16 protein-coding genes are annotated in these 19,183 nt (G+C 72.2%); 12 read left to right on the forward strand and 4 right to left on the reverse strand.

Going from position 1 to position 19,183, the window contains the following annotated elements; translation table 11 throughout:
- Window positions 1-155 precede the first annotated feature (155 nt).
- A complete protein-coding gene (gene rpsT, locus ACIO1C_RS08010; protein WP_161312545.1) occupies window positions 156-422 on the reverse strand; it encodes a 30S ribosomal protein S20 in 267 nt (88 codons plus the stop codon).
- A 202-nt stretch (window positions 423-624) separates the two neighbouring features.
- On the opposite strand from rpsT, the gene lepA reads away from it, so the two are divergent.
- Complete coding sequence (lepA, locus tag ACIO1C_RS08015; protein ID WP_401859724.1) at window positions 625-2,493, forward strand: translation elongation factor 4; 1,869 nt, start codon at window positions 625-627, stop codon at window positions 2,491-2,493.
- Window positions 2,494-2,699: 206 nt separating this feature from the next.
- Window positions 2,700-4,589 carry an AMP-dependent synthetase/ligase gene (locus ACIO1C_RS08020; RefSeq protein ID WP_401859726.1) on the forward strand — a complete coding sequence of 630 codons (1,890 nt, stop codon included), beginning with the start codon at window positions 2,700-2,702 and terminating at the stop codon, window positions 4,587-4,589.
- A 78-nt stretch (window positions 4,590-4,667) separates the two neighbouring features.
- On the opposite strand, the gene ACIO1C_RS08025 is transcribed toward ACIO1C_RS08020, so the two are convergent.
- The gene (locus tag ACIO1C_RS08025) at window positions 4,668-5,252 is read right to left on the reverse strand and encodes a two-component system response regulator (RefSeq protein WP_401859728.1); all 585 of its coding nucleotides are present in this window, start codon (window positions 5,250-5,252) and stop codon (window positions 4,668-4,670) included.
- Between the two features lie 204 nt (window positions 5,253-5,456).
- On the opposite strand from ACIO1C_RS08025, the gene ACIO1C_RS08030 reads away from it, so the two are divergent.
- From ACIO1C_RS08030 to ACIO1C_RS08040, 3 genes are all read left to right on the forward strand, one after another.
- Entirely contained in the window at window positions 5,457-7,601 is a 2,145-nt protein-coding gene (locus ACIO1C_RS08030) for a SpoIIE family protein phosphatase (protein WP_401859729.1), read from the forward strand.
- Window positions 7,602-8,023: 422 nt separating this feature from the next.
- Entirely contained in the window at window positions 8,024-9,256 is a 1,233-nt protein-coding gene (gene hemW / locus ACIO1C_RS08035; protein ID WP_401859731.1) for a radical SAM family heme chaperone HemW, read from the forward strand.
- Window positions 9,257-9,336: 80 nt separating this feature from the next.
- On the forward strand, window positions 9,337-10,470 hold the full coding sequence (locus ACIO1C_RS08040; RefSeq protein WP_401859733.1) for a serine hydrolase domain-containing protein: 1,134 nt from the start codon (window positions 9,337-9,339) through the stop codon (window positions 10,468-10,470).
- 27 nt (window positions 10,471-10,497) lie between these two features.
- Here the strand turns inward: ACIO1C_RS08040 and ACIO1C_RS08045 are convergent, their stop codons facing one another.
- Window positions 10,498-11,319: a DUF3097 domain-containing protein gene (locus ACIO1C_RS08045; protein ID WP_401859734.1), complete on the reverse strand. Its 822-nt coding sequence runs from the start codon at window positions 11,317-11,319 to the stop codon at window positions 10,498-10,500.
- Window positions 11,320-11,349: 30 nt separating this feature from the next.
- Window positions 11,350-12,111, reverse strand: a complete 762-nt coding sequence (locus ACIO1C_RS08050) for an MBL fold metallo-hydrolase (protein WP_401859736.1) — start codon at window positions 12,109-12,111, stop codon at window positions 11,350-11,352.
- A 192-nt stretch (window positions 12,112-12,303) separates the two neighbouring features.
- Between ACIO1C_RS08050 and hrcA the strand changes: the two genes are divergently transcribed.
- The 7 genes from hrcA to ACIO1C_RS08085 all read left to right on the forward strand — a co-directional run bounded on the left by hrcA (window position 12,304) and on the right by ACIO1C_RS08085 (window position 19,111).
- Window positions 12,304-13,320, forward strand: a complete 1,017-nt coding sequence (gene hrcA / locus ACIO1C_RS08055) for a heat-inducible transcriptional repressor HrcA (protein ID WP_356422269.1) — start codon at window positions 12,304-12,306, stop codon at window positions 13,318-13,320.
- Window positions 13,321-14,460, forward strand: a complete 1,140-nt coding sequence (dnaJ, locus tag ACIO1C_RS08060; RefSeq protein WP_401859738.1) for a molecular chaperone DnaJ — start codon at window positions 13,321-13,323, stop codon at window positions 14,458-14,460.
- Between the two features lie 148 nt (window positions 14,461-14,608).
- Window positions 14,609-15,685 (forward strand): nitronate monooxygenase, encoded by a 1,077-nt coding sequence (locus ACIO1C_RS08065; RefSeq protein ID WP_401859740.1) that lies wholly within the window; start codon window positions 14,609-14,611, stop codon window positions 15,683-15,685.
- Window positions 15,682-16,431 (forward strand): 16S rRNA (uracil(1498)-N(3))-methyltransferase, encoded by a 750-nt coding sequence (locus ACIO1C_RS08070; RefSeq protein WP_401859742.1) that lies wholly within the window; start codon window positions 15,682-15,684, stop codon window positions 16,429-16,431. The genes ACIO1C_RS08065 and ACIO1C_RS08070 overlap by 4 nt, the downstream gene beginning before the upstream one ends.
- A gap of 85 nt (window positions 16,432-16,516) precedes the next feature.
- Window positions 16,517-16,876, forward strand: coding sequence for a histidine triad nucleotide-binding protein (locus tag ACIO1C_RS08075; protein WP_401859744.1), 360 nt, complete (start codon window positions 16,517-16,519; stop codon window positions 16,874-16,876).
- Between the two features lie 5 nt (window positions 16,877-16,881).
- Window positions 16,882-17,790, forward strand: a complete 909-nt coding sequence (locus tag ACIO1C_RS08080; RefSeq protein ID WP_401859746.1) for a ribonuclease Z — start codon at window positions 16,882-16,884, stop codon at window positions 17,788-17,790.
- Window positions 17,791-17,989: 199 nt separating this feature from the next.
- A complete protein-coding gene (locus ACIO1C_RS08085; RefSeq protein WP_401859747.1) occupies window positions 17,990-19,111 on the forward strand; it encodes a carbohydrate kinase family protein in 1,122 nt (373 codons plus the stop codon).
- Window positions 19,112-19,183: the final 72 nt, after the last annotated feature.

Genomic DNA, 19,183 nt, shown 5'->3' on the forward strand with positions numbered 1-19,183 from the left:
GGGAGGGACGGCCCCGGGGCCTTCGACGTCAAACCTGGTGGATCCGCACCCGCGTGGCGAACGCAGTCGTGTGCGAATCCTGGGTCCGCCGGTCAGGAGCGGTAGAGAGGGCCCGCTGAGTCCCTTCCGGCGATCACATCATGTGGAGCGGGTGCTCAGGCCTGGAGGGCGGCAACCTTGGACGCCAGCGCCGACTTCTTGTTGGCGGCGGCGTTCTTGTGGATGACACCCTTGGAGGCGGCCTTGTCGAGCTGGCGGGACGCCTCACGAGCGGCCGCGGTGGCCTTCTCGACGTCGCCCTCGACAGCCGCCTCACGAGCCTTGCGGATCGAGGTCTTGAGCGCGGACTTGACGGACTTGTTGCGCAGGCGCGCCTTCTCGTTCGTCTTGTTCCGCTTGATCTGGGACTTGATGTTCGCCACGAATGAGCCTTTTCAGGTTTGATGATCTTCGAGTGAGTGTCCCGGACCGAGACGGCACGGGACACAGCTGCTCAGGCTACCAGCCACCGCCGACGCGGCCCAAACCGGCCGCAGCCCCGTACCCATGGGACGATAGGGGCTACGTATCGATCCGAGTCGACCCGAGACGAGACGCCGCGCGTCTCAAGAATCAGGACCCTGCGTGCCCGCGACCCCTACCCACGTGCCCGAGCCGAGCCGTACGGACCCGGCGCTGCTCCGCAACTTCTGCATCATCGCGCACATCGACCACGGCAAGTCGACCCTCGCCGACCGGATGCTCCAGCTGACCGGTGTTGTCGACTCGCGGCAGATGCGCGCCCAGTATCTCGACCGGATGGACATCGAGCGCGAGCGTGGCATCACGATCAAGTCCCAGGCGGTCCGGCTGCCCTGGGCGCCCAACACGGGCGAGGACGTGGGGAAGACCCACGTCCTGAACATGATCGACACGCCGGGCCACGTGGACTTCACCTACGAGGTCTCCCGCTCGCTCGCCGCCTGCGAGGGCACGGTCCTCCTGGTGGACGCCGCGCAGGGCATCGAGGCCCAGACCCTCGCCAACCTGTACCTGGCGATGGAGAACGACCTCACGATCGTCCCGGTGCTCAACAAGATCGACCTGCCGGCCGCCCAGCCCGAGAAGTTCGCCGAGGAGCTGGCCAACCTCATCGGCTGCCAGCCCGACGACGTCCTCAGGGTGTCGGCGAAGACCGGCGTCGGCGTGGACGCGCTGCTCGACCGCGTGGTCAGGGACGTACCGGCGCCGGTCGGCGACGCGGACGCGCCCGCCCGCGCGATGATCTTCGACTCCGTCTACGACTCGTACCGCGGGGTGGTCACCTACGTCCGTGTCATCGACGGCAGCCTCAACAAGCGTGAGCGCATCCGGATGATGTCCACCAACGCCACCCACGAGCTGCTGGAGATCGGGGTCTCCTCCCCGGAGATGACCCCGGCCGACGGCATCGGCGTCGGTGAGGTGGGCTACATCATCACCGGCGTGAAGGACGTCCGGCAGTCCAAGGTCGGCGACACGATCACCACCCTGAACAAGGGGGCGACCCAGGCGCTCGGCGGCTACAAGGACCCCAAGCCGATGGTGTTCTCCGGCCTGTACCCGCTGGACGGCTCGGACTACCCGGAGCTGCGCGACGCCCTCGACAAGCTCCAGCTCAACGACGCCGCGCTGGTGTACGAGCCGGAGACCTCCGCGGCCCTGGGCTTCGGCTTCCGCGTCGGCTTCCTCGGCCTCCTGCACCTCGACGTGATCCGCGAGCGGCTGGAGCGGGAATTCGGCCTCGACCTGATCGCGACCGCGCCCAACGTGGTCTACCGGGTGGTGATGGAGGACCGTAAGGAACACATCGTCACCAACCCGAGCGAGTTCCCCGAGGGGAAGATCGACGCGGTGTACGAGCCGGTCGTCAAGGCCACGGTCCTCGCCCCGAGCGAGTTCATCGGCTCGATCATGGAGCTGTGCCAGGCCCGCCGCGGCACGCTGCTCGGCATGGACTACCTCTCCGAGGACCGGGTGGAGATCCGCTACACCCTGCCCCTCGCCGAGATCGTCTTCGACTTCTTCGACCAGCTGAAGTCCAAGACACGCGGATACGCCTCGCTCGACTACGAACCGACCGGTGAGCAGTCGGCGCAGCTCGTGAAGGTCGACATCCTGCTCCACGGCGACAAGGTCGACGCCTTCTCGGCGATCACGCACCGGGACGCGGCGTACGCGTACGGCGTGCGGCTCGTCGCCACCCTGCGCGGGCTCATCCCCCGCCAGGCCTTCGAGATCCCGATCCAGGCCGCGATCGGCTCGCGGGTCATCGCGCGCGAGACCATCCGCGCCATCCGCAAGGACGTCCTCGCCAAGTGTTACGGCGGTGACATCTCCCGTAAGCGGAAGCTGCTGGAGAAGCAGAAGGAAGGCAAGAAGCGGATGAAGATGGTCGGCAGCGTGGAGGTCCCGCAGGAGGCCTTCATCTCGGTGCTGTCCAGCGACGAGTCGGGTGGCAAGGCCAAGAAGTAGTCCGTCGCGCGCTCCGCCGGTGGGCCCCACGCCGAGGCGTGCGGGCCCACCGGTCGCTTTCGGGGAAGCGGCGGCGCACAGGCACTTACGTACCGGCCGGTCGGCCTCTAGTCTGATCACAGATCGGTAGTTACTCGCGAGTTAGTTACTCGACAGTTGGAACAGCAGTCCGTCACGTAGCGCTGCGGACGGGCCCGGAGGATGCCGTGAGCGACACACAGAACTTGATCGAGAACCGGCCGCCCTCCGTGGCGGTCCTCTTCGTTGAGCGCGTGGCGGCCACGCCCGGCGCGGAGGCGTACCGCTACCCGGTCCCCCCGGCCTCCGGCGAGGGCCCCGACGACTGGCGTTCGCTGACCTGGGGCGAGGCCGCGGAGCGGGTGTACGCGGTCGCGGCCGGCCTGATCGGGCTGGGTGTACGGCCCGAGGAGCGCGTCGCGCTCGCCGCCGCCACCAGCGTCGACTGGATCCTCACCGACCTCGGGGTGATGTGCGCGGGCGCCGCGACCACCACGGTCTACCCCTCCACCAACGCCCAGGAGTGCGCGTACATCCTCGCCGACTCCGGGAGCCGGGTGCTGATCGCGGAGGACGCCACCCAACTGGCCAAGGCGCGGGAGCGCCGGGCCGACCTGCCGGACCTCGCCCACGTGGTGGTCATCGACGCGGCCGACGCGTCCCCCGCCGAGGGCGACCCGGACGGCTGGGTGCTCTCCCTCGCCGACCTGGAGAGCCGCGGGCGTGAGCTCCTCGCCAAGAACCCGGACGCCGTCACCGAACGGCTCGGCGCCATCCGGTCGGACCAGCTGGCCACCCTGATCTACACGTCGGGCACCACCGGCCGCCCCAAGGGCGTGCGGCTCCTGCACGACAACTGGTCGTACATGGCCAAGGCCACCGTGGGGACGGGCCTGATCCGTCACGACGACGTGCAGTACCTGTGGCTCCCGCTGGCCCACGTCTTCGGCAAGGTGCTGACCTCCGGGCACATCGAGGCCGGGCATGTCACCGCCGTGGACGGCCGGGTCGACAAGATCATCGAGAATCTGCCGGTGGTCAGGCCGACCTACATGGCCGCCGTGCCCAGGATCTTCGAGAAGGTCTACAACGGGGTCGCGGCCAAGGCGCGGGCCGGCGGCGGCGCCAAGTACAAGATCTTCCAGTGGGCCGCCGAACTGGCCCGCGAGTCGGCCAAGATCTCCCAGGACAACTTCCGCCGTACGGGCAGGGCGTCGCTCCCCTTCGCCCTCGCCGCGAAGCACAAGGTCGCCGACGCGCTCGTCTACGCCAAGCTCCGCGACGCGTTCGGCGGCAGACTGCGCGCCGCCATCTCCGGCTCCGCCGCGCTCGCCCCCGACATCGGCTTCTTCTTCTCCGGCGCCGGGATCCACATCCTGGAAGGCTACGGACTGACCGAGTCCAGCGCCGCGAGCTTCGTCAACCCCGGTGAGGCGTACCGCACGGGCACCGTCGGCAAGCCCCTGCCCGGCACCGAGGTGCGGATCGCCGACGACGGGGAGATCCTGCTGCGCGGTCCGGGGATCATGGCCGGATATCACGGGCTGCCCGAGAAGACCGAAGAGGTGCTGGAGGCCGACGGGTGGTTCCACACCGGTGACATCGGCGAGCTGTCCGTCGACGGCTATCTGCGGATCACCGACCGCAAGAAGGACCTGATCAAGACCTCGGGCGGCAAGTACATCGCGCCGGCCGAGATCGAGGGGCAGTTCAAGGCGGTGTGCCCGTTCGTCTCCAACATCCTCGTGCACGGCGCGGACCGTAACTTCTGTACGGCCCTGATCGCGCTCGACGAACCCACCATCCTCGGCTGGGCGGCGGAGAACGGGATGGCGGGCAAGGCGTACGAGGACGTCGTGGCCTCGCCCGCGGTCGTCCAGCTCATCGACGGCTATGTGCAGCGGCTCAACGAGGGGCTCCAGCGCTGGCAGACGGTCAAGAAGTTCCGGCTGCTGCCGCGCGACCTGGACATCGAGCACGGCGAGCTGACGCCGAGCCTCAAGCTCAAGAGGCCGGTGGTGGAGCGGGAGTACAGGGACCTGCTGGACGAGATGTACGCGGGATCCAAGGCGTCCTGACGAGGGCGGGGCGGCCGGCCGGGTTCTCCGGTACGGGCGCCCCCTCTCCGCCTCGCATCCGCTCCGTATCCACCTCGTTCACTGGCCCCGTTCGCGCCGCAGCTCGCCCAACGTGTCCTCGATGCGCCTCAGTTGATGGCCCAGGACCGCGAGATCGTTCGGCTCGCCCTGGGCCAGCTCCTTCTCGATCGCCGCCAGCCGGTCCCCGATCACTCCCAGCTGCTCCTGCTCCCTCGCCAGCAGCCGCTCCAACTGGCGCTTCCCCCGGTGCAGTTCGAGGAAGACCCGGACCTTGGCGCGCAGTACCCACGGGTCGAAGGGCTTGGTGAGGAAGTCGGCGGCGCCGGTCGCGTATCCCCGGAACGCGTAACCGCCGTCGGAGTCCGACCCGTTGAGGAAGATGATCGGGATGTCCTTCGCGTGGTCGAGCCGTTTGACCGCGGTGGCCGTCTCGAAGCCGTCCATGCCCGGCATCCGGACGTCCAGCAGGATCACCGCGAACGGCTGCCGTCCCAGCGCAGCCAGCGCCTCCTCGCCCGAACTGGCCCGTACGAGAGGCTCGTCGAGGGAGGCCAGGACCGCTTCCAGCGCGACGAGGTTGTCCTCCATGTCGTCCACGAGGAGGATGCTCGCGCGATCCTCGGCGGGCGCGGTTCTGCTCATTCCGGGCTCCTTGTCCGGCCCTGTTCGGCCAGCGAGGCAAGAATGCTCTGTCCGGGGCGTGTTCGCACGCCGTTCCGGCGGTTTGGTCGCTGCCGGTCGGTGTCACTTCCATGACTCGGCGCGTACGGACGGCCTCCGTCTGTCACTCTGTCGGGATCGTAAGCGGCGCAACGCCAGAACCGGAACCGGACCAGGAGCCGCACAGTGGGTCGCATTCCGATCCCGCGCGAGACCACACGTCGACCGGCACCGCAGGTGCCGTTACGCAAGGACGCGCGGTCCACGTCACGCACCAGCCTGCCCGGCAACCCCCTGGCCCCGGCCGCCGCCCGCCGTTTCGCGCGGGCGGCGCTGGCGGACTGGACGAGCATCGGGCTGCTGGCCACCTGCATCTTCTGCCAGGGGGAGAGCGGTTGTTCCCCCGGGCAGCACAGCACGGACCTGCTCGCCGACGACGCGGTGCTGATCGTCGACGAGTTGGTCACCAACGCGGTGGTGCACGCGGGCACCGACGTCGAGCTGCTCTGCCGGCTCGAAGACCCCGCGCAGGACCCCTCGGCCGGCGACGACGGGCCGGACGAGGCGGGCGCCGCGCTGGTCCTGGAGGTGTCCGACCACCATCCCGCCCGTGGCGTGCAGAGCGACGGGCGGGGGCGGGCGCCGGCCGGGACGCCGGAGTACGGGCGGGGCCTCGAACTGGTCGCCGCGCTCGCCGAGCGCTGGGGGATCACGTACCGGTCGGGGACGAAGACGGTGTGGGCGCGGTTGCCGCTCGATGTGAGGGACGGGGCGGGAGCGGCCCCTGGGGCGCCTGTGACGGCTGGGGAGAGCCCCGGTGGCGCCGGGGCCGACGGGGATACCGGAGAGGCCTCTGGGGCCTCTGAGGCCCCTGAGAGCACCGGCGTAGGTGTGGGTGCCGGTGGGCCCGAGGCCGAGCCGGTGGTACGGCGGGAACTGCGCGCCGCCGAGATCCTGACCCCCGCGCCCCGCCGCGCCGTACGGGACGACCCCGACTGGGTCGGCCGCGCCGCGCTCTCGTTCCTCGCGGAGGCCTCCGACCTGCTCGCCGGGCAGCTCGACGAGGACCTGGTCGCGGCGCTCGCCTGCCAGTTGCTCGTGCCGAGGCTCGGGGACTGGTGCGCGGTCTGGCTCGACGTCGAGGGCGGGCAGGCGGGGGCGGCGCCCCGGCTCGCACGGGTCTGGCACGCCGAGGAGTCCCGTATCGACGACCTGCGCACGGTCCTGGAACAGGAGTCCCTGCGGAAGGAACTGCCCCGGCTGCCGGAGTCCCTGCGGGGCGGTCCTGTCCCGGTGGCCGTGCCGGTGCCGTGGCCGGACGGCGAGGGTGAGGACGGTACGGACGAGGGCGCCGCCCTCGCCTGCCGGCTCGTCGCCAACGGGCGTCCGCTCGGCACGCTGCTGCTCGGCGGGGCGGGCCGCACCCGCGTGCCCGACGAGGTGTCCGCCCTCATCGAGGACTTCGCGCGGCGCGTCGCCCTGGCGATCGGCGCCGCGCGCCGGTACACCCGGCAGGCCACCATCAGCCGGGTCCTCCAGCGCGGACTGCTGCCGAGCCAGGTGGCGCGCATCCCCGGCGTCGAGAGCGCCCTGGTGTACGAGCCCAGCGACGAGGGGCTCGCGGGCGGCGACTTCTACGACATCTTCCCCTGCCCGCCCGGCGGCCGGTGGTGCTTCATGCTCGGCGACGTCCAGGGCAGCGGTCCTGAGGCCGCCGTCGTCACCGGGCTCGCCCGCCCCTGGCTGCGGCTGCTGGCCCGCGAGGGGTACCGCGTCGGCGCGGTCCTCGACCGGCTCAACCGGCTGCTCCTGGACGACGCGACGGAGGCGGCGGCCGCGGTCGCCGCGCTGCCGGAGGGCGGGTCCCGGGAGGGCGGTCCCCGGGAGGAGAGCCGGCCGCGCTTCTTGTCGCTCCTGTACGGGGAGCTGATGCCGCTGCCCGGGCCCCGCGGGGGTGCCCGGTGCACGCTCGCCAGCGCGGGGCATCCGCTGCCGTTGCTGCTGAGACCCGACGGCACGGTCACGCCCGCCGCGGCGCCGCAGCTGCTGCTGGGGGTCGAGGAGAACGTCTCGTACCAGAGCCGCACGTTCGACCTGGGCCCCGGGGACACGCTCCTGTGCGTCACGGACGGCGTCACCGAGCGGCGCTCGGGGCGGCGGATGCTCGACGACGGGGATGGGCTGGCGCGGGCGCTGGAGCGGTGCGTGGGGCTTTCGGCGGAGGGGGTGGCGGAGCGGATACGGCGGGCGGTGCACGACTTCGACGGGGCGCCGCCGGGGGACGACGTGGCGCTGCTGGTCTTCCAGGTGGGCCACGTTCCGCCGGCGTGACGCCAGGTGCTGGGCGCGGCCTACTCATGTCCTCAAGCGCCGGACGGGCTGGATTGTGCCCCTGCGCGGTGGGCGGGTACGGGTTACTGCGTCCTCAAGCGCCGGACGGGCTTAAAGACCCGGAGCGGGCCGGGTTGTTTTGGCGCGGGCCTGGAAGGGGGACGGGCAGGGGTCGTGTCCGGAACGTAGAGCGTGTTTTGTGTCGCATGGCGAACGTTAGAAATGGGAGTTGCTGAACGCGACGTAAAACATGCAGTGCAGGACACGGCCCCTGCCCGGCCCCCGGCAACCGGCCTGCGGATAGAAGCCGGCCCGCAGCGGCAAAATCAAGCCTGTCCGGCGATTGAGGACAACCGTGACCGCAACCCGGTCACCGAGAACGCGCGGCCCACCGGCCGCCACGCGTGCGCGACACTGGGTCCATGCCATCCGTACTGCCCGACGGCGACCCCATGCCCGAGACCGGCGCCCTCCCCCCACACGCCCTCGACGGCGCGGCCCAGCGGCCGCTGGGGTTCTACCTGCACGTCCCCTACTGCGCCACCCGCTGCGGATACTGCGACTTCAACACCTACACCGCCACCGAGCTCCGCGGCTCCGGCGGCGTGCTGGCCTCCCGGGACAACTACGCCGACACCCTGATCGACGAGGTGCGCCTGGCCAGGAAGGTCCTGGGTGACGACCCGCGCCCCGTCCGGACGGTCTTCGTCGGGGGCGGCACACCCACGCTTCTGGACGCCGGAGACCTCGTACGGATGCTGGGAGCCGTCCGCGACGAGTTCGGGCTCGCGGACGACGCCGAGATCACCACCGAGGCGAACCCGGAATCCGTGGACCCGGAATACCTCGCGGCCCTGCGCGACGGCGGGTTCAACCGGATCTCCTTCGGCATGCAGAGCGCGCGGCAGCACGTCCTCAAGGTCCTGGACCGCACGCACACCCCCGGCCGCCCCGAGGCGTGCGTCGCCGAGGCGCGGGCCGCCGGGTTCGAGCACGTCAACCTCGACCTGATCTACGGCACCCCCGGCGAGAGCGACGACGACTGGCGCGCCTCGCTCGACGCCGCCGTGGGCGCCGGACCCGACCACATCAGCGCCTACGCGCTCATCGTGGAGGAGGGCACCCAGCTCGCCCGCCGCATCCGGCGCGGCGAGGTCCCGATGACGGACGACGACGAGCACGCGGACCGCTATCTGATCGCGGACGAGGTGCTCGCGAAGGCCGGGTTCTCCTGGTACGAGGTGTCGAACTGGGCGACGACCGAGGCGGGCCGCTGCCTGCACAACGAGCTGTACTGGCGCGGCGCCGACTGGTGGGGCGCCGGCCCCGGCGCCCACAGCCACGTCGGCGGGGTCCGCTGGTGGAACGTGAAGCACCCGGGCGCGTACGCCGCCGCCCTCGCCGAGGGCCGCTCACCCGGCGCGGGCCGGGAGATCCTGACGGCGGAGGACCGCCGCGTCGAGCGGATCCTGCTGGAACTGCGGCTGTCCGACGGCGTGCCGCTCCCGCTGCTGGCGACGGCCGGACTCGCCGCCGCCGCCCGCGCCGTCGCGGACGGCCTGCTGGAGCCCGGACCGTACGACGAGGGCCGGGGCGTCCTGACCCTGCGGGGCAGGCTGCTCGCGGACGCGGTCGTCAGGGATCTGGTGGACTGAGGAACTGGACGGGGCACCGATGAATTTTTGGTGCGGGGCGGGTCCCTCCCTTTGACCGTGATTTTCGGAGAGGTGGAGCCATGACCACGCTGCACGACCTGCTGCTCGCCCGTGTCGACGACGGAACCGTGCCCGGCGCCGTAGGGCTGGTGGCCCGGGACGGAGAGGTCGAGGTGGCGGTCGCCGGGGCCGTCGACACCGAGGGCACCTCTGCGATGGCTCGGGACTCGATCTTCCGTATCGCCTCGCTCACCAAGCCCGTCACCGCCGCGGCGGTCATGATGCTGGTGGACGACGGGCTGATCGCCCTCGGCGATCCCGTCCGGCGGTGGCTGCCCGAGCTGGTCGCGCCGATGGTCGTCCGTACGCCCGACGCTCCTGTCGACGACGTCGTACCGGCCGACCGGCCGATCACCGTCGCCGACCTGCTCTCCTCCCGCGCCGGGTACGGCTTCCCCGCCGACTTCTCGCTGCCCGCCGTCGCGCTGCTCTTCAGCGAGCTGCTGCAAGGGCCCCCGCAGCCGCAGGCCGTCCCGGAGCCGGACGACTGGATGGCCAGGCTCGGCCGCATCCCGCTGCTGCGCCAGCCGGGCGAGGCGTGGCTGTACAACATCTGCTCCGACATCCAGGGCGTCCTGGTCGCCCGGGTCACCGGCCGGCCCCTGGGCGAGTTCCTGGCCGAGCGGCTGTTCGAGCCGCTCTCCATGAACGACACCGGCTTCTCCCTGCCGGCCGGCGGCCTCGACCGGTTCACCAGCTACTACCGCGACGACCTCACCCTGATCGACGCCCCCGCCGGCCAGTGGAGCGAGCCGCCGCCGTTCCCCTCCGGCGGGGGCGGGCTCGTCTCGACCGTTGACGATTGGTACGCCTTCGCCCGGCTGCTCCTCGGCGGCGGCAGCACGGGCGGCAAGCGGCTGCTGTCGGCCGAGTCGGTGCGGCTGATGACCACCGACCACCTGACCCGCGCCCAGCGCGCCGCCGGTGAGCTGTTCCTGGAGGGCCAGGGCTGGGGCTACGGCGGTTCGGTCGACGTGGAGGCCGTCGATCCGTGGAACGTGCCGGGGCGGTACGGCTGGGTCGGCGGTACGGGCACCGCCGCGCACGTCGTCCCGTCGACCGGCGCGGTCAGCATCCTGCTCACCCAGCGGGCGATGGCCAGTCCCACCCCGCCCGCCCTGATGCGTGAGTTCTGGCGGTACGCGGCGGCATAGGCCTGACGTTTCGCAGAGGCCTGACGTTCAGGCGGCCGGTTCCGTGACGAAGTCGATCAGGCGCTCCACCGAGCCCAGCAGCGTCGGTTCCAGGTCGCGGTACGAGTGGACCCTGGACAGGATGTGCTGCCAGGCGGCCCCGGTGTTCTCCGGCCAGCCCAGCGCCCGGCACACACCCGTCTTCCAGTCCTCGCCCCTCGGTACCCGGGGCCAGGCCGTGATGCCCACGGAGGACGGCTTCACGGCCTCCCAGACGTCGATGTACGGGTGGCCCACGACCAGGACGTCCGCGCCCGTCACCGCCGCCGCGATCCGGGACTCCTTCGATCCCGGCACCAGATGGTCGACCAGGACGCCCAGCCGCGCGTCCGGCGCCGGGGCGAACTCCGCGACCACCGCCGGGAGATCGTCCACACCCTCCAGGTATTCGACCACCACGCCCTCGATCCGCAGGTCGTCGCCCCAGACGCGCTCGACCAGCTCCGCGTCGTGCCGGCCCTCCACATAGATCCGCCCGGCGCGGGCCACGCGGGCGCGCGCCCCGGGGACGGCGATCGATCCGGAGGCCGTACGGGTGGGCCGTACCGGACCCCCCGCCGTCGGGCGGACCAGCGTGACCACCCGGCCCTCCAGCAGGAAGCCCCGGACCGCCAGCGGGAAGACGCGCTGCTTGCCGAAGCGGTCCTCCAGGGTCACCGTCGGCCCCTCCGCCGTCCTCTCGCAGCGGATCACCGCGCCGCAGAACCCGGTCGCGGCCTCCTCGACCACCAGATCCGGTTCGGCGGGCACCTCCGGCGCCGGGGTCGGCTTCTTCCACGGAGGGGTCAGGTCGGGGCTGTAGCTGCGCATGGCCAAGACGATAAACGGACGGGAGGCCCGCTACAGCGACACGCCGAAACGTACCGCCAGCGCGTCCCGCTGGGCCCGTACGAACGCCGCGTCCACCACCGCCCCGTGCCCCGGTACGTACACCGCGTCCTCCCCGCCCAGCGCCAGCAGCCGGTCCAGGGAGGCCGGCCACCGCGCCGGGATCGCGTCAGGACCCGCCTGCGGCTCCCCCGACTCCTCCACCAGGTCGCCGCAGAAGACCACCGGCGCGGAGCCGTCCCCCGCCGGGACCAGCAGGGCCAGGTCGTGGGCCGTGTGGCCGGGCCCCACGTTCGCCAGCAGCACCCGCGGGCCGCCGAGGTCCAGGGTCAGCTCGCCCGACACCGCGTGTCCCGGCAGGACGAGCGCGTCGCGCGCCCCGGCCGCCTCCGCCGCGTCCACACCCTCGCGCACGGCGTCCTCGTACAGCGCGCCGCCGCCCCGGGCCAGCAGTTCCGCGAGGCCCACCGCCCCGTACACCTCCGCCTCCGTGGACGTCTCCGTGGACGCCTCCGTGAACGCCGCCGTCCCCAGCACGTGGTCGAAGTGCGGATGGCTCAGCGCGACGTGCGTGACGGGCCGCCCGGGGCCCAGCAGGGCGGCCACGTCCGCCCGCAGCGCCGCGCCCTCCCGGGGCGTCGAGCCCGTGTCGTACAGCAGGACGCCGGTCTCACCGGCCACGAGTCCGGCGGTCGCGTCCCACCCGGGCAGCCGGCACCGGCCCGCCCGCGCGGACAGCCGCTCCCACCCGTGCTCTTCCCAACGGATGTCCATACGACGACGCTAGCGGCAGGACCGCCCCCGATTCGCCGGTCGGCCTCATGACGCGCGGTCTCGCGCGGTAGCGTGGTCGGTCACCCTTGCTAGGGGCGTACCCCACAGCCGTACACTGTCGGGGGGATGCTGGCACTCCCTCCGGGTGAGTGCCAAGCCGGATCCGACGGACGACAGCGGGAGGTGTGCGCGATGCTCAGTGAACGCAGACTCGAAGTGCTCCGCGCGATCGTCCAGGACTACGTCGGCACCGAGGAGCCGGTCGGCTCCAAGGCGCTCACCGAGCGGCACAAGCTCGGCGTGTCGCCGGCGACGGTCCGCAACGACATGGCGGTGCTGGAGGACGAGGGCTTCATCGCCCAGCCGCACACCAGCGCCGGCCGTATCCCGACCGACAAGGGCTACCGGCTCTTCGTGGACCGGCTGGCCGGGGTCAAGCCCCTGTCGTCGCCGGAGCGCCGGGCCATCCAGAACTTCCTGGACAGCGCGGTCGACCTCGACGACGTCGTGGGCCGTACGGTACGGCTGCTCGCGCAGCTGACCCGGCAGGTCGCGGTGGTGCAATACCCCTCGCTGACCCGCTCGACGGTGCGGCACGTGGAGCTGCTCGGCCTGGCGCCCGCCCGGCTGATGCTCGTGTTGATCACGGACACCGGCCGGGTCGAACAACGCATGATCGACTGCCCCGCGCCCTTCGGGGAGACCGCCCTCGCGGATCTGCGGGCCCGGCTCAACAGCCGGGTCGTCGGACGCCGTTTCTCGGACGTCCCGCAGCTCGTGCAGGATCTTCCCGACTCGTTCGAGCAGGAGGACCGCGGGGTCGTCACGACGGTGCTCGCGACCCTGCTCGAAACGCTGGTCGAGGAGACCGAGGAGCGGCTGGTGATCGGCGGTACGGCCAATCTCACCCGCTTCGGGCACGATTTCCCGCTCACCATCCGGCCGGTGCTGGAGGCGCTGGAGGAGCAGGTCGTGCTCCTCAAGCTGCTGGGTGAGGCGGAGCACCCGGGCATGACCGTACGTATCGGGCACGAGAACGCCCATGAGGGCCTCAACTCCACGTCCGTCGTCGCGGTCGGCTACGGTTCGGGCGACGAGGCAGTCGCCAAACTCGGCGTGGTCGGACCGACCCGCATGGACTACCCCGGAACGATGGGAGCGGTACGCGCAGTGGCACGTTACGTCGGACAGATCCTGGCGGAGTCGTAAGTGGCCACGGACTACTACGCCGTTCTCGGCGTGCGCCGCGACGCGTCTCAGGACGAGATCAAGAAGGCATTCCGCAGGCTCGCCCGCGAGCTGCACCCGGATGTCAATCCCGATCCCAAGACGCAGGAGCGCTTCAAGGAGATCAACGCCGCGTACGAGGTGCTGTCGGACCCGCAGAAGAAGCAGGTCTACGACCTCGGCGGGGACCCGCTGTCGGCGAGCGGCGGCGCCGGTGGCGCGGGCGGTTTCGGAGCCGGCGGCTTCGGCAACTTCTCGGACATCATGGACGCGTTCTTCGGTACGTCGCAGCAGCGCGGGCCGCGCTCGCGGACGCGGCGCGGCCAGGACGCGATGATCCGGCTGGAGATCGACCTCAACGAGTCGGCCTTCGGCACCACCAAGGACATCCAGGTCGACACGGCCGTGGTCTGCACGACCTGCTCGGGCGAGGGGGCGGCGCCGGGCACCTCGGCGCAGACCTGCGACATGTGCCGCGGTCGCGGCGAGGTCTCGCAGGTCACGCGGTCCTTCCTGGGCCAGGTCATGACCTCGCGGCCCTGCCCGCAGTGCCAGGGCTTCGGTACGGTCGTGCCGACGCCGTGCCCCGAGTGCGCCGGTGACGGGCGGATCCGTTCGCGCCGCACGCTCACGGTCAAGATCCCGGCGGGTGTCGACAACGGCACGAGGATCCAGCTCGCGGGCGAAGGCGAGGTCGGCCCCGGCGGCGGCCCCGCCGGTGACCTGTACGTGGAGATCCACGAGCTGCCGCACGCGACGTTCCAGCGGCGCGGCGACGACCTGCACTGCACGGTGACCGTCCCCATGACGGCGGCGTCCCTGGGCACCAAGTGCCCGCTGGAGACGCTGGACGGCCTGGAGGACATCGACGTACGTCCCGGCACGCAGTCGGGGCAGTCGATCCCGCTGCACGGGCGGGGCATCACCCACCTGCGCGGCGGCGGGCGCGGCGACCTCATCGTGCACGTCGAGGTCACGACCCCGTCGAAGCTGGACGCGGAGCAGGAACGCCTGCTGCGGGAGCTGGCGGTGCTGCGCGGCGAGGAACGGCCCCTGGGCCAGTTCCAGCCGGGCCAGCAGGGCCTGTTCTCCAGATTGAAGGACGCTTTCAACGGGCGTTGACAGACGTCCTTGATCAGCGTTGACCGTTGTCCTTGATCGCCGGGCGGGGCTGAAATCAAGCCCGTCCGGCGATCGAGGACACACTGCGGCCGCAGGCCGCGCACACCCGGATCCCCCGAGCGGCCAGCGACATGGCACCATGCTTCGCATGTCCTCCGCACTGACCGATCTCTGCCGGTATCCCATCGTGCAGGCCCCCATGGCGGGCGGTGCCTCCTGCCCGCAGCTCGCCGCGGCCGTCTCCGACGCCGGCGGGCTCGGGTTCCTCGCCGCCGGGTACAAATCGGTCGATGTCATGTACGAGGAGATCAAGCACCTGCGCGGTCTCTCCTCGCGCCCCTTCGGCGTCAACCTCTTCATGCCCCAGCCGCAGTACGCGGACAGCGCCGCCGTCGAGGTCTACCGCAACCAGCTCGCCGGTGAGGCCACCTGGTACGAGACCCCGCTCGGCGACCCGGAGAGCGGCCGGGACGACGGGTACGAGGCGAAGCTGGCGATCCTGCTGGACGACCCGGTCCCGGTCGTCTCGTTCACCTTCGGCTGCCCCACCCGTACGACCCTCGACGCCTTCGCGAAGGTCGGCACGCTCACCGTCGTCACCGTCACCACCCCCGAAGAGGCCCAGACCGCCCAGTGGTCCGGCGCCGACGCGGTCTGCGTCCAGGGCATCGAGGCCGGCGGCCACCAGGGCACCCACCGCGACGACCCGGAGAACGACGGCGTGGGCCTCGGGCTGCTCGCGCTGCTCGCGCTGGTCAAGGAGACCGTCGACCTCCCCATCATCGCGACCGGCGGCATCATGCGCGGCGGCCAGATCGCCGGGGTGCTGGCGGCGGGCGCGGACGCGGCGCAGCTCGGCACCGCGTTCCTGGTGTGCCCGGAGTCCGGGGCGAGCGCGCTGCACAAGGACGCCATGACCAACCCGCTGTTCGTACGGACGCAGCTGACGCGCGCGTTCTCCGGCCGCCCCGCCCGGGGCCTCGTCAACCGCTTCATGAGCGAGCACGGCAAGTACGCCCCGGCCGCCTACCCGGAGGTGCACCACGTCACCGCCGGGCTGCGCAAGGCCGCCGCGAAGGTCGGCGACGCGCAGGGCATGGCGCTGTGGGCCGGGCAGGGCCACCGGCTGGCCCGCGACCTGCCGGCCGCGACCCTGGTCAACGTCCTCGTCACCGAGTTCGAGGTGGCCGGCGCGGCCCTCGGCAGGCCGGGCAACGCCTCGTGACCGCGCCGGTGTTCGTGGTGGACGGGTTCGGCGCGGGACCGGCCGGGCGGTTTGTCCTGGACGGGGCCGAGGGGCGGCACGCGGTGTCCGTGAAGCGGCTGCACGCCGGCGAGGACGTCGTCCTGACCGACGGCAAGGGCCGCTGGGCGGACTGCGTGGTGCTCGGGACGGAGGGCAAGGACCGGCTGATCGTCCAGCTGGACGCGTACGCCGACGAACCGCCCGAGACCCCGCACATCACCGTCGTACAGGCCCTGCCCAAGGGGGACCGGGGCGAGGTGGCCGTCGAGACCATGACGGAGACCGGCGTGGACGCCGTCGTCCCGTGGGCGGCCTCCCGGTGCGTCACGCGGTGGAACGGTGAGCGGGGCGCGAAGGCGCTCGCCAAGTGGCGTTCCACGGCACGGGAGTCGGGGAAGCAGTCGCGGCGGGTGCGGTTCCCCGAGGTGGCGGACGCGATGAGTACGAAGCAGGTCGCCGCGCTGCTGGCGACGGCCGACTTCGCCGCCGTCCTGCACGAGGACCGGGACGCGGCGAGCGCCGCGCTCGCCTCGGCCGAACTGCCCCACGAGGGTTCCGTCGTGCTCGTCGTCGGGCCCGAAGGGGGTGTGTCCCCCGAGGAGTTGGCGGCTTTCGCCGCGGTGGGCGCGAAGCCGTACCGGCTGGGCCACAGCGTCCTGCGTACGTCCACGGCGGGGACGGCGGCGGTGGCCGTGGTCATGGCCCGCACCGGCCGCTGGTCCTGATCCGTACGGCTTCCGCCCGCTAGCATGGGCCGCTCGTGATCGCCGTGGTCACCGTGATCGCCGGATTCGAGGAGGGCCAGAACCCATGGCAGGAGAACCGCAGGCCGACTGCCTGTTCTGCAAGATCGTGGCGGGGGACGTGCCGGCCACCGTCGTCCGCGAGACGGCGACCACCGTCGCCTTCCGGGACATCCACCCGCAGGCCCCCACGCACATCCTCGTCATCCCCCGGGTGCACTACCCCGACGCGGCCTCGCTCGCCGCCGCCGAACCGCGGATCGCCGCGGACCTGCTGACCGAGGCCGGGGTTCTCGCCGCCGAGGAGAAGGCCGACACCACCGGCTACCGGATCGTCTTCAACACCGGCAGCGGCGCCGGCCAGACCGTCTTCCACGCCCACGCCCACCTGCTGGGCGGCCGGGGCCTCAACTGGCCTCCTGGATAAGCGCCTTGTCCGTACGAGAACTGGTCGTCCTGGGCACCGCCAGCCAGGTGCCCACGCGCCACCGCAACCACAACGGCTATCTGCTGCGCTGGGACGGCGAGGGCCTGCTCTTCGACCCGGGCGAGGGCACCCAGCGGCAGATGCTCCGGGCCGGGGTCGCCGCGCACGACATCAACCGCCTCTGTGTCACGCACTTCCACGGAGACCACGCGCTCGGGCTGGCCGGGGTGATCCAGCGCATCAACCTCGACCGCGTCCCGCACCCGGTCACCGCGCACTACCCGGCGAGCGGACAGCACTTCTTCGAGCGGCTGCGGTACGCGACCGCCTACCGCGAGACCGTCCGGCTGACCGAGGCGCCGGTCACCGGCGACGGAGTCCTGGCGCGGACAGCCGCGTACACGCTGGAGGCGCACCTCCTCTCGCACCCCGTCGAGTCGTACGGCTACCGCCTCACCGAGCCCGACGGGCGCCGGATGCTGCCGGAGCGGCTGGCCGCCCACGGCATCGCGGGCCCGGACGTCGGCCGCCTGGCGCGTGAAGGGGTCCTGGGCGGGGTCACGCTGGACGAGGTCAGCGAGATCCGTACCGGACAGCGCTTCGCCTTCGTCATGGACACCCGCCTCTGCGACGGTGTGTACACGCTCGCCGAGGGGTGCGACATGCTGGTGATCGAATCGACGTTCCTGGACGAGGACGAGGCGCTCGCCACCGACCACGGCCACCTCACGGCGGGCCAGGCGGGGCGGGTGGCACGGGACGCGGGGGTACGGCACCTGGTGCTCACCCACTTCTCGCAGCGGTACGGGGACCCGGAGGCGTTCGAACGGCAGGCGCGGGCGGCGGGCTTCGCGGGCGAGCTGACCGTGGCGGCCGACCTGGTGCGGGTGCCGCTGCCCCCGCGCGGCGCCTGACCCGGAGCGCGGGCTGAACCAGCGCGGGGGCCGGCCCGGGCCGGCGGCCGGGCGACGGTGCCCGGCCCGGCCCGGACGGCCTGAAACGTACGGTTCGTCCGGCCGCCCGGGACACGGAAGGGCCTCCGACCTGCCGACCTGCCGCCACGCCGCGCATCGGGCAGACTGTCTTGATCCGCACGCGATCGGGGAGCCCGCCGTGACCACATTCACCCCACCCGACGGAGAGCCGCAGGACCGGACCGCCGCCGTCGACCCGCTGGGCGCACTGCGCGCCCCGGACGATCCGCGGTGCGACGTCTACCTCACGGGCACGGTCTTCCTCGACATCATCTTCACCGGCCTGGCCGCCGCCCCCGTGCGCGGCACCGAGTCCTGGGCCCGGGGGATGGGCTCCAGCCCCGGCGGGATCGCCAACATGGCGACCGCCCTCGCCCGCCTCGGACTGCGGACCTCGCTCGCCGCGGCCTTCGGCGACGACCACTACGGGGAGTACTGCTGGGACGCGCTGGAGCAGGGCGAGGGCATCGACCTGTCCGGCTCCCGCAAGGTTCCCGGCTGGCACTCGCCGGTGACCGTCTCCATGGCGTACGAGGGCGAGCGGACGATGGTCTCGCACGGCCACGAGGCCCCGCCGCCCGAGGGCGCCCTGCCCGAGTGCCCGCCGCGCGCGCGGGCCGCCATCGCCGCCCTGCTGCCGGGCCGGGGCGACCCCTGGATCGGCCGGGCCGCCTCCCACGGGTCGCTGATCTTCGCCGACGTCGGCTGGGACGACTCGGGCCGCTGGGACCTCGCCGGGCTCGTGGACCTGGAGCACTGCGAGGCGTTCCTGCCCAACGCCGAGGAGGCGATGCGCTACACGCGCACCGACGACCCCAGGAAGGCCGCCTGGAAGCTGGCCGAGAAGGTGCCGCTGGCGGTCGTCACGCTGGGCGCGGAGGGCGCGTACGCCGTGGACGGGCGCACCGGCGAGAGCGCGCGGGTCCCGGCCATCGCGGTGGAGGCCCTCGACCCGACGGGCGCGGGGGACGTCTTCGTGGCCGGATTTGTCACCGGTACGCTCGCCGGCTGGCCGCTCGCGGACCGGCTGGCCTTCGCCGGGCTGACCGCCGCGCTGTCGGTGCAGGAGTTCGGCGGGTCGCTCTCCGCGCCCGGCTGGTCGGAGGTGGCGACCTGGTGGCGGTCGGTGCAGGGGGTTCCCGACCAGGATCCGGCGGCGCTGCGGCGGTACGGCTTCCTGGAGGGCCTGCTGCCCGCGCCGAGCAGGCCGTGGCCGCTGCGCAGGGCCGTACCGACCATCGGATTCGGCCGCGTCGGCTGATCCGGCCCCCGGGCGGCATACCGCCGCCCGGGGGGCGTGGCGGGGCGCGGAGGAAGGGCGCGCGGAAGGCGC

Source organism: Streptomyces sp. NPDC087420 (assembly GCF_044744165.1).
Classification (GTDB): domain Bacteria; phylum Actinomycetota; class Actinomycetes; order Streptomycetales; family Streptomycetaceae; genus Streptomyces.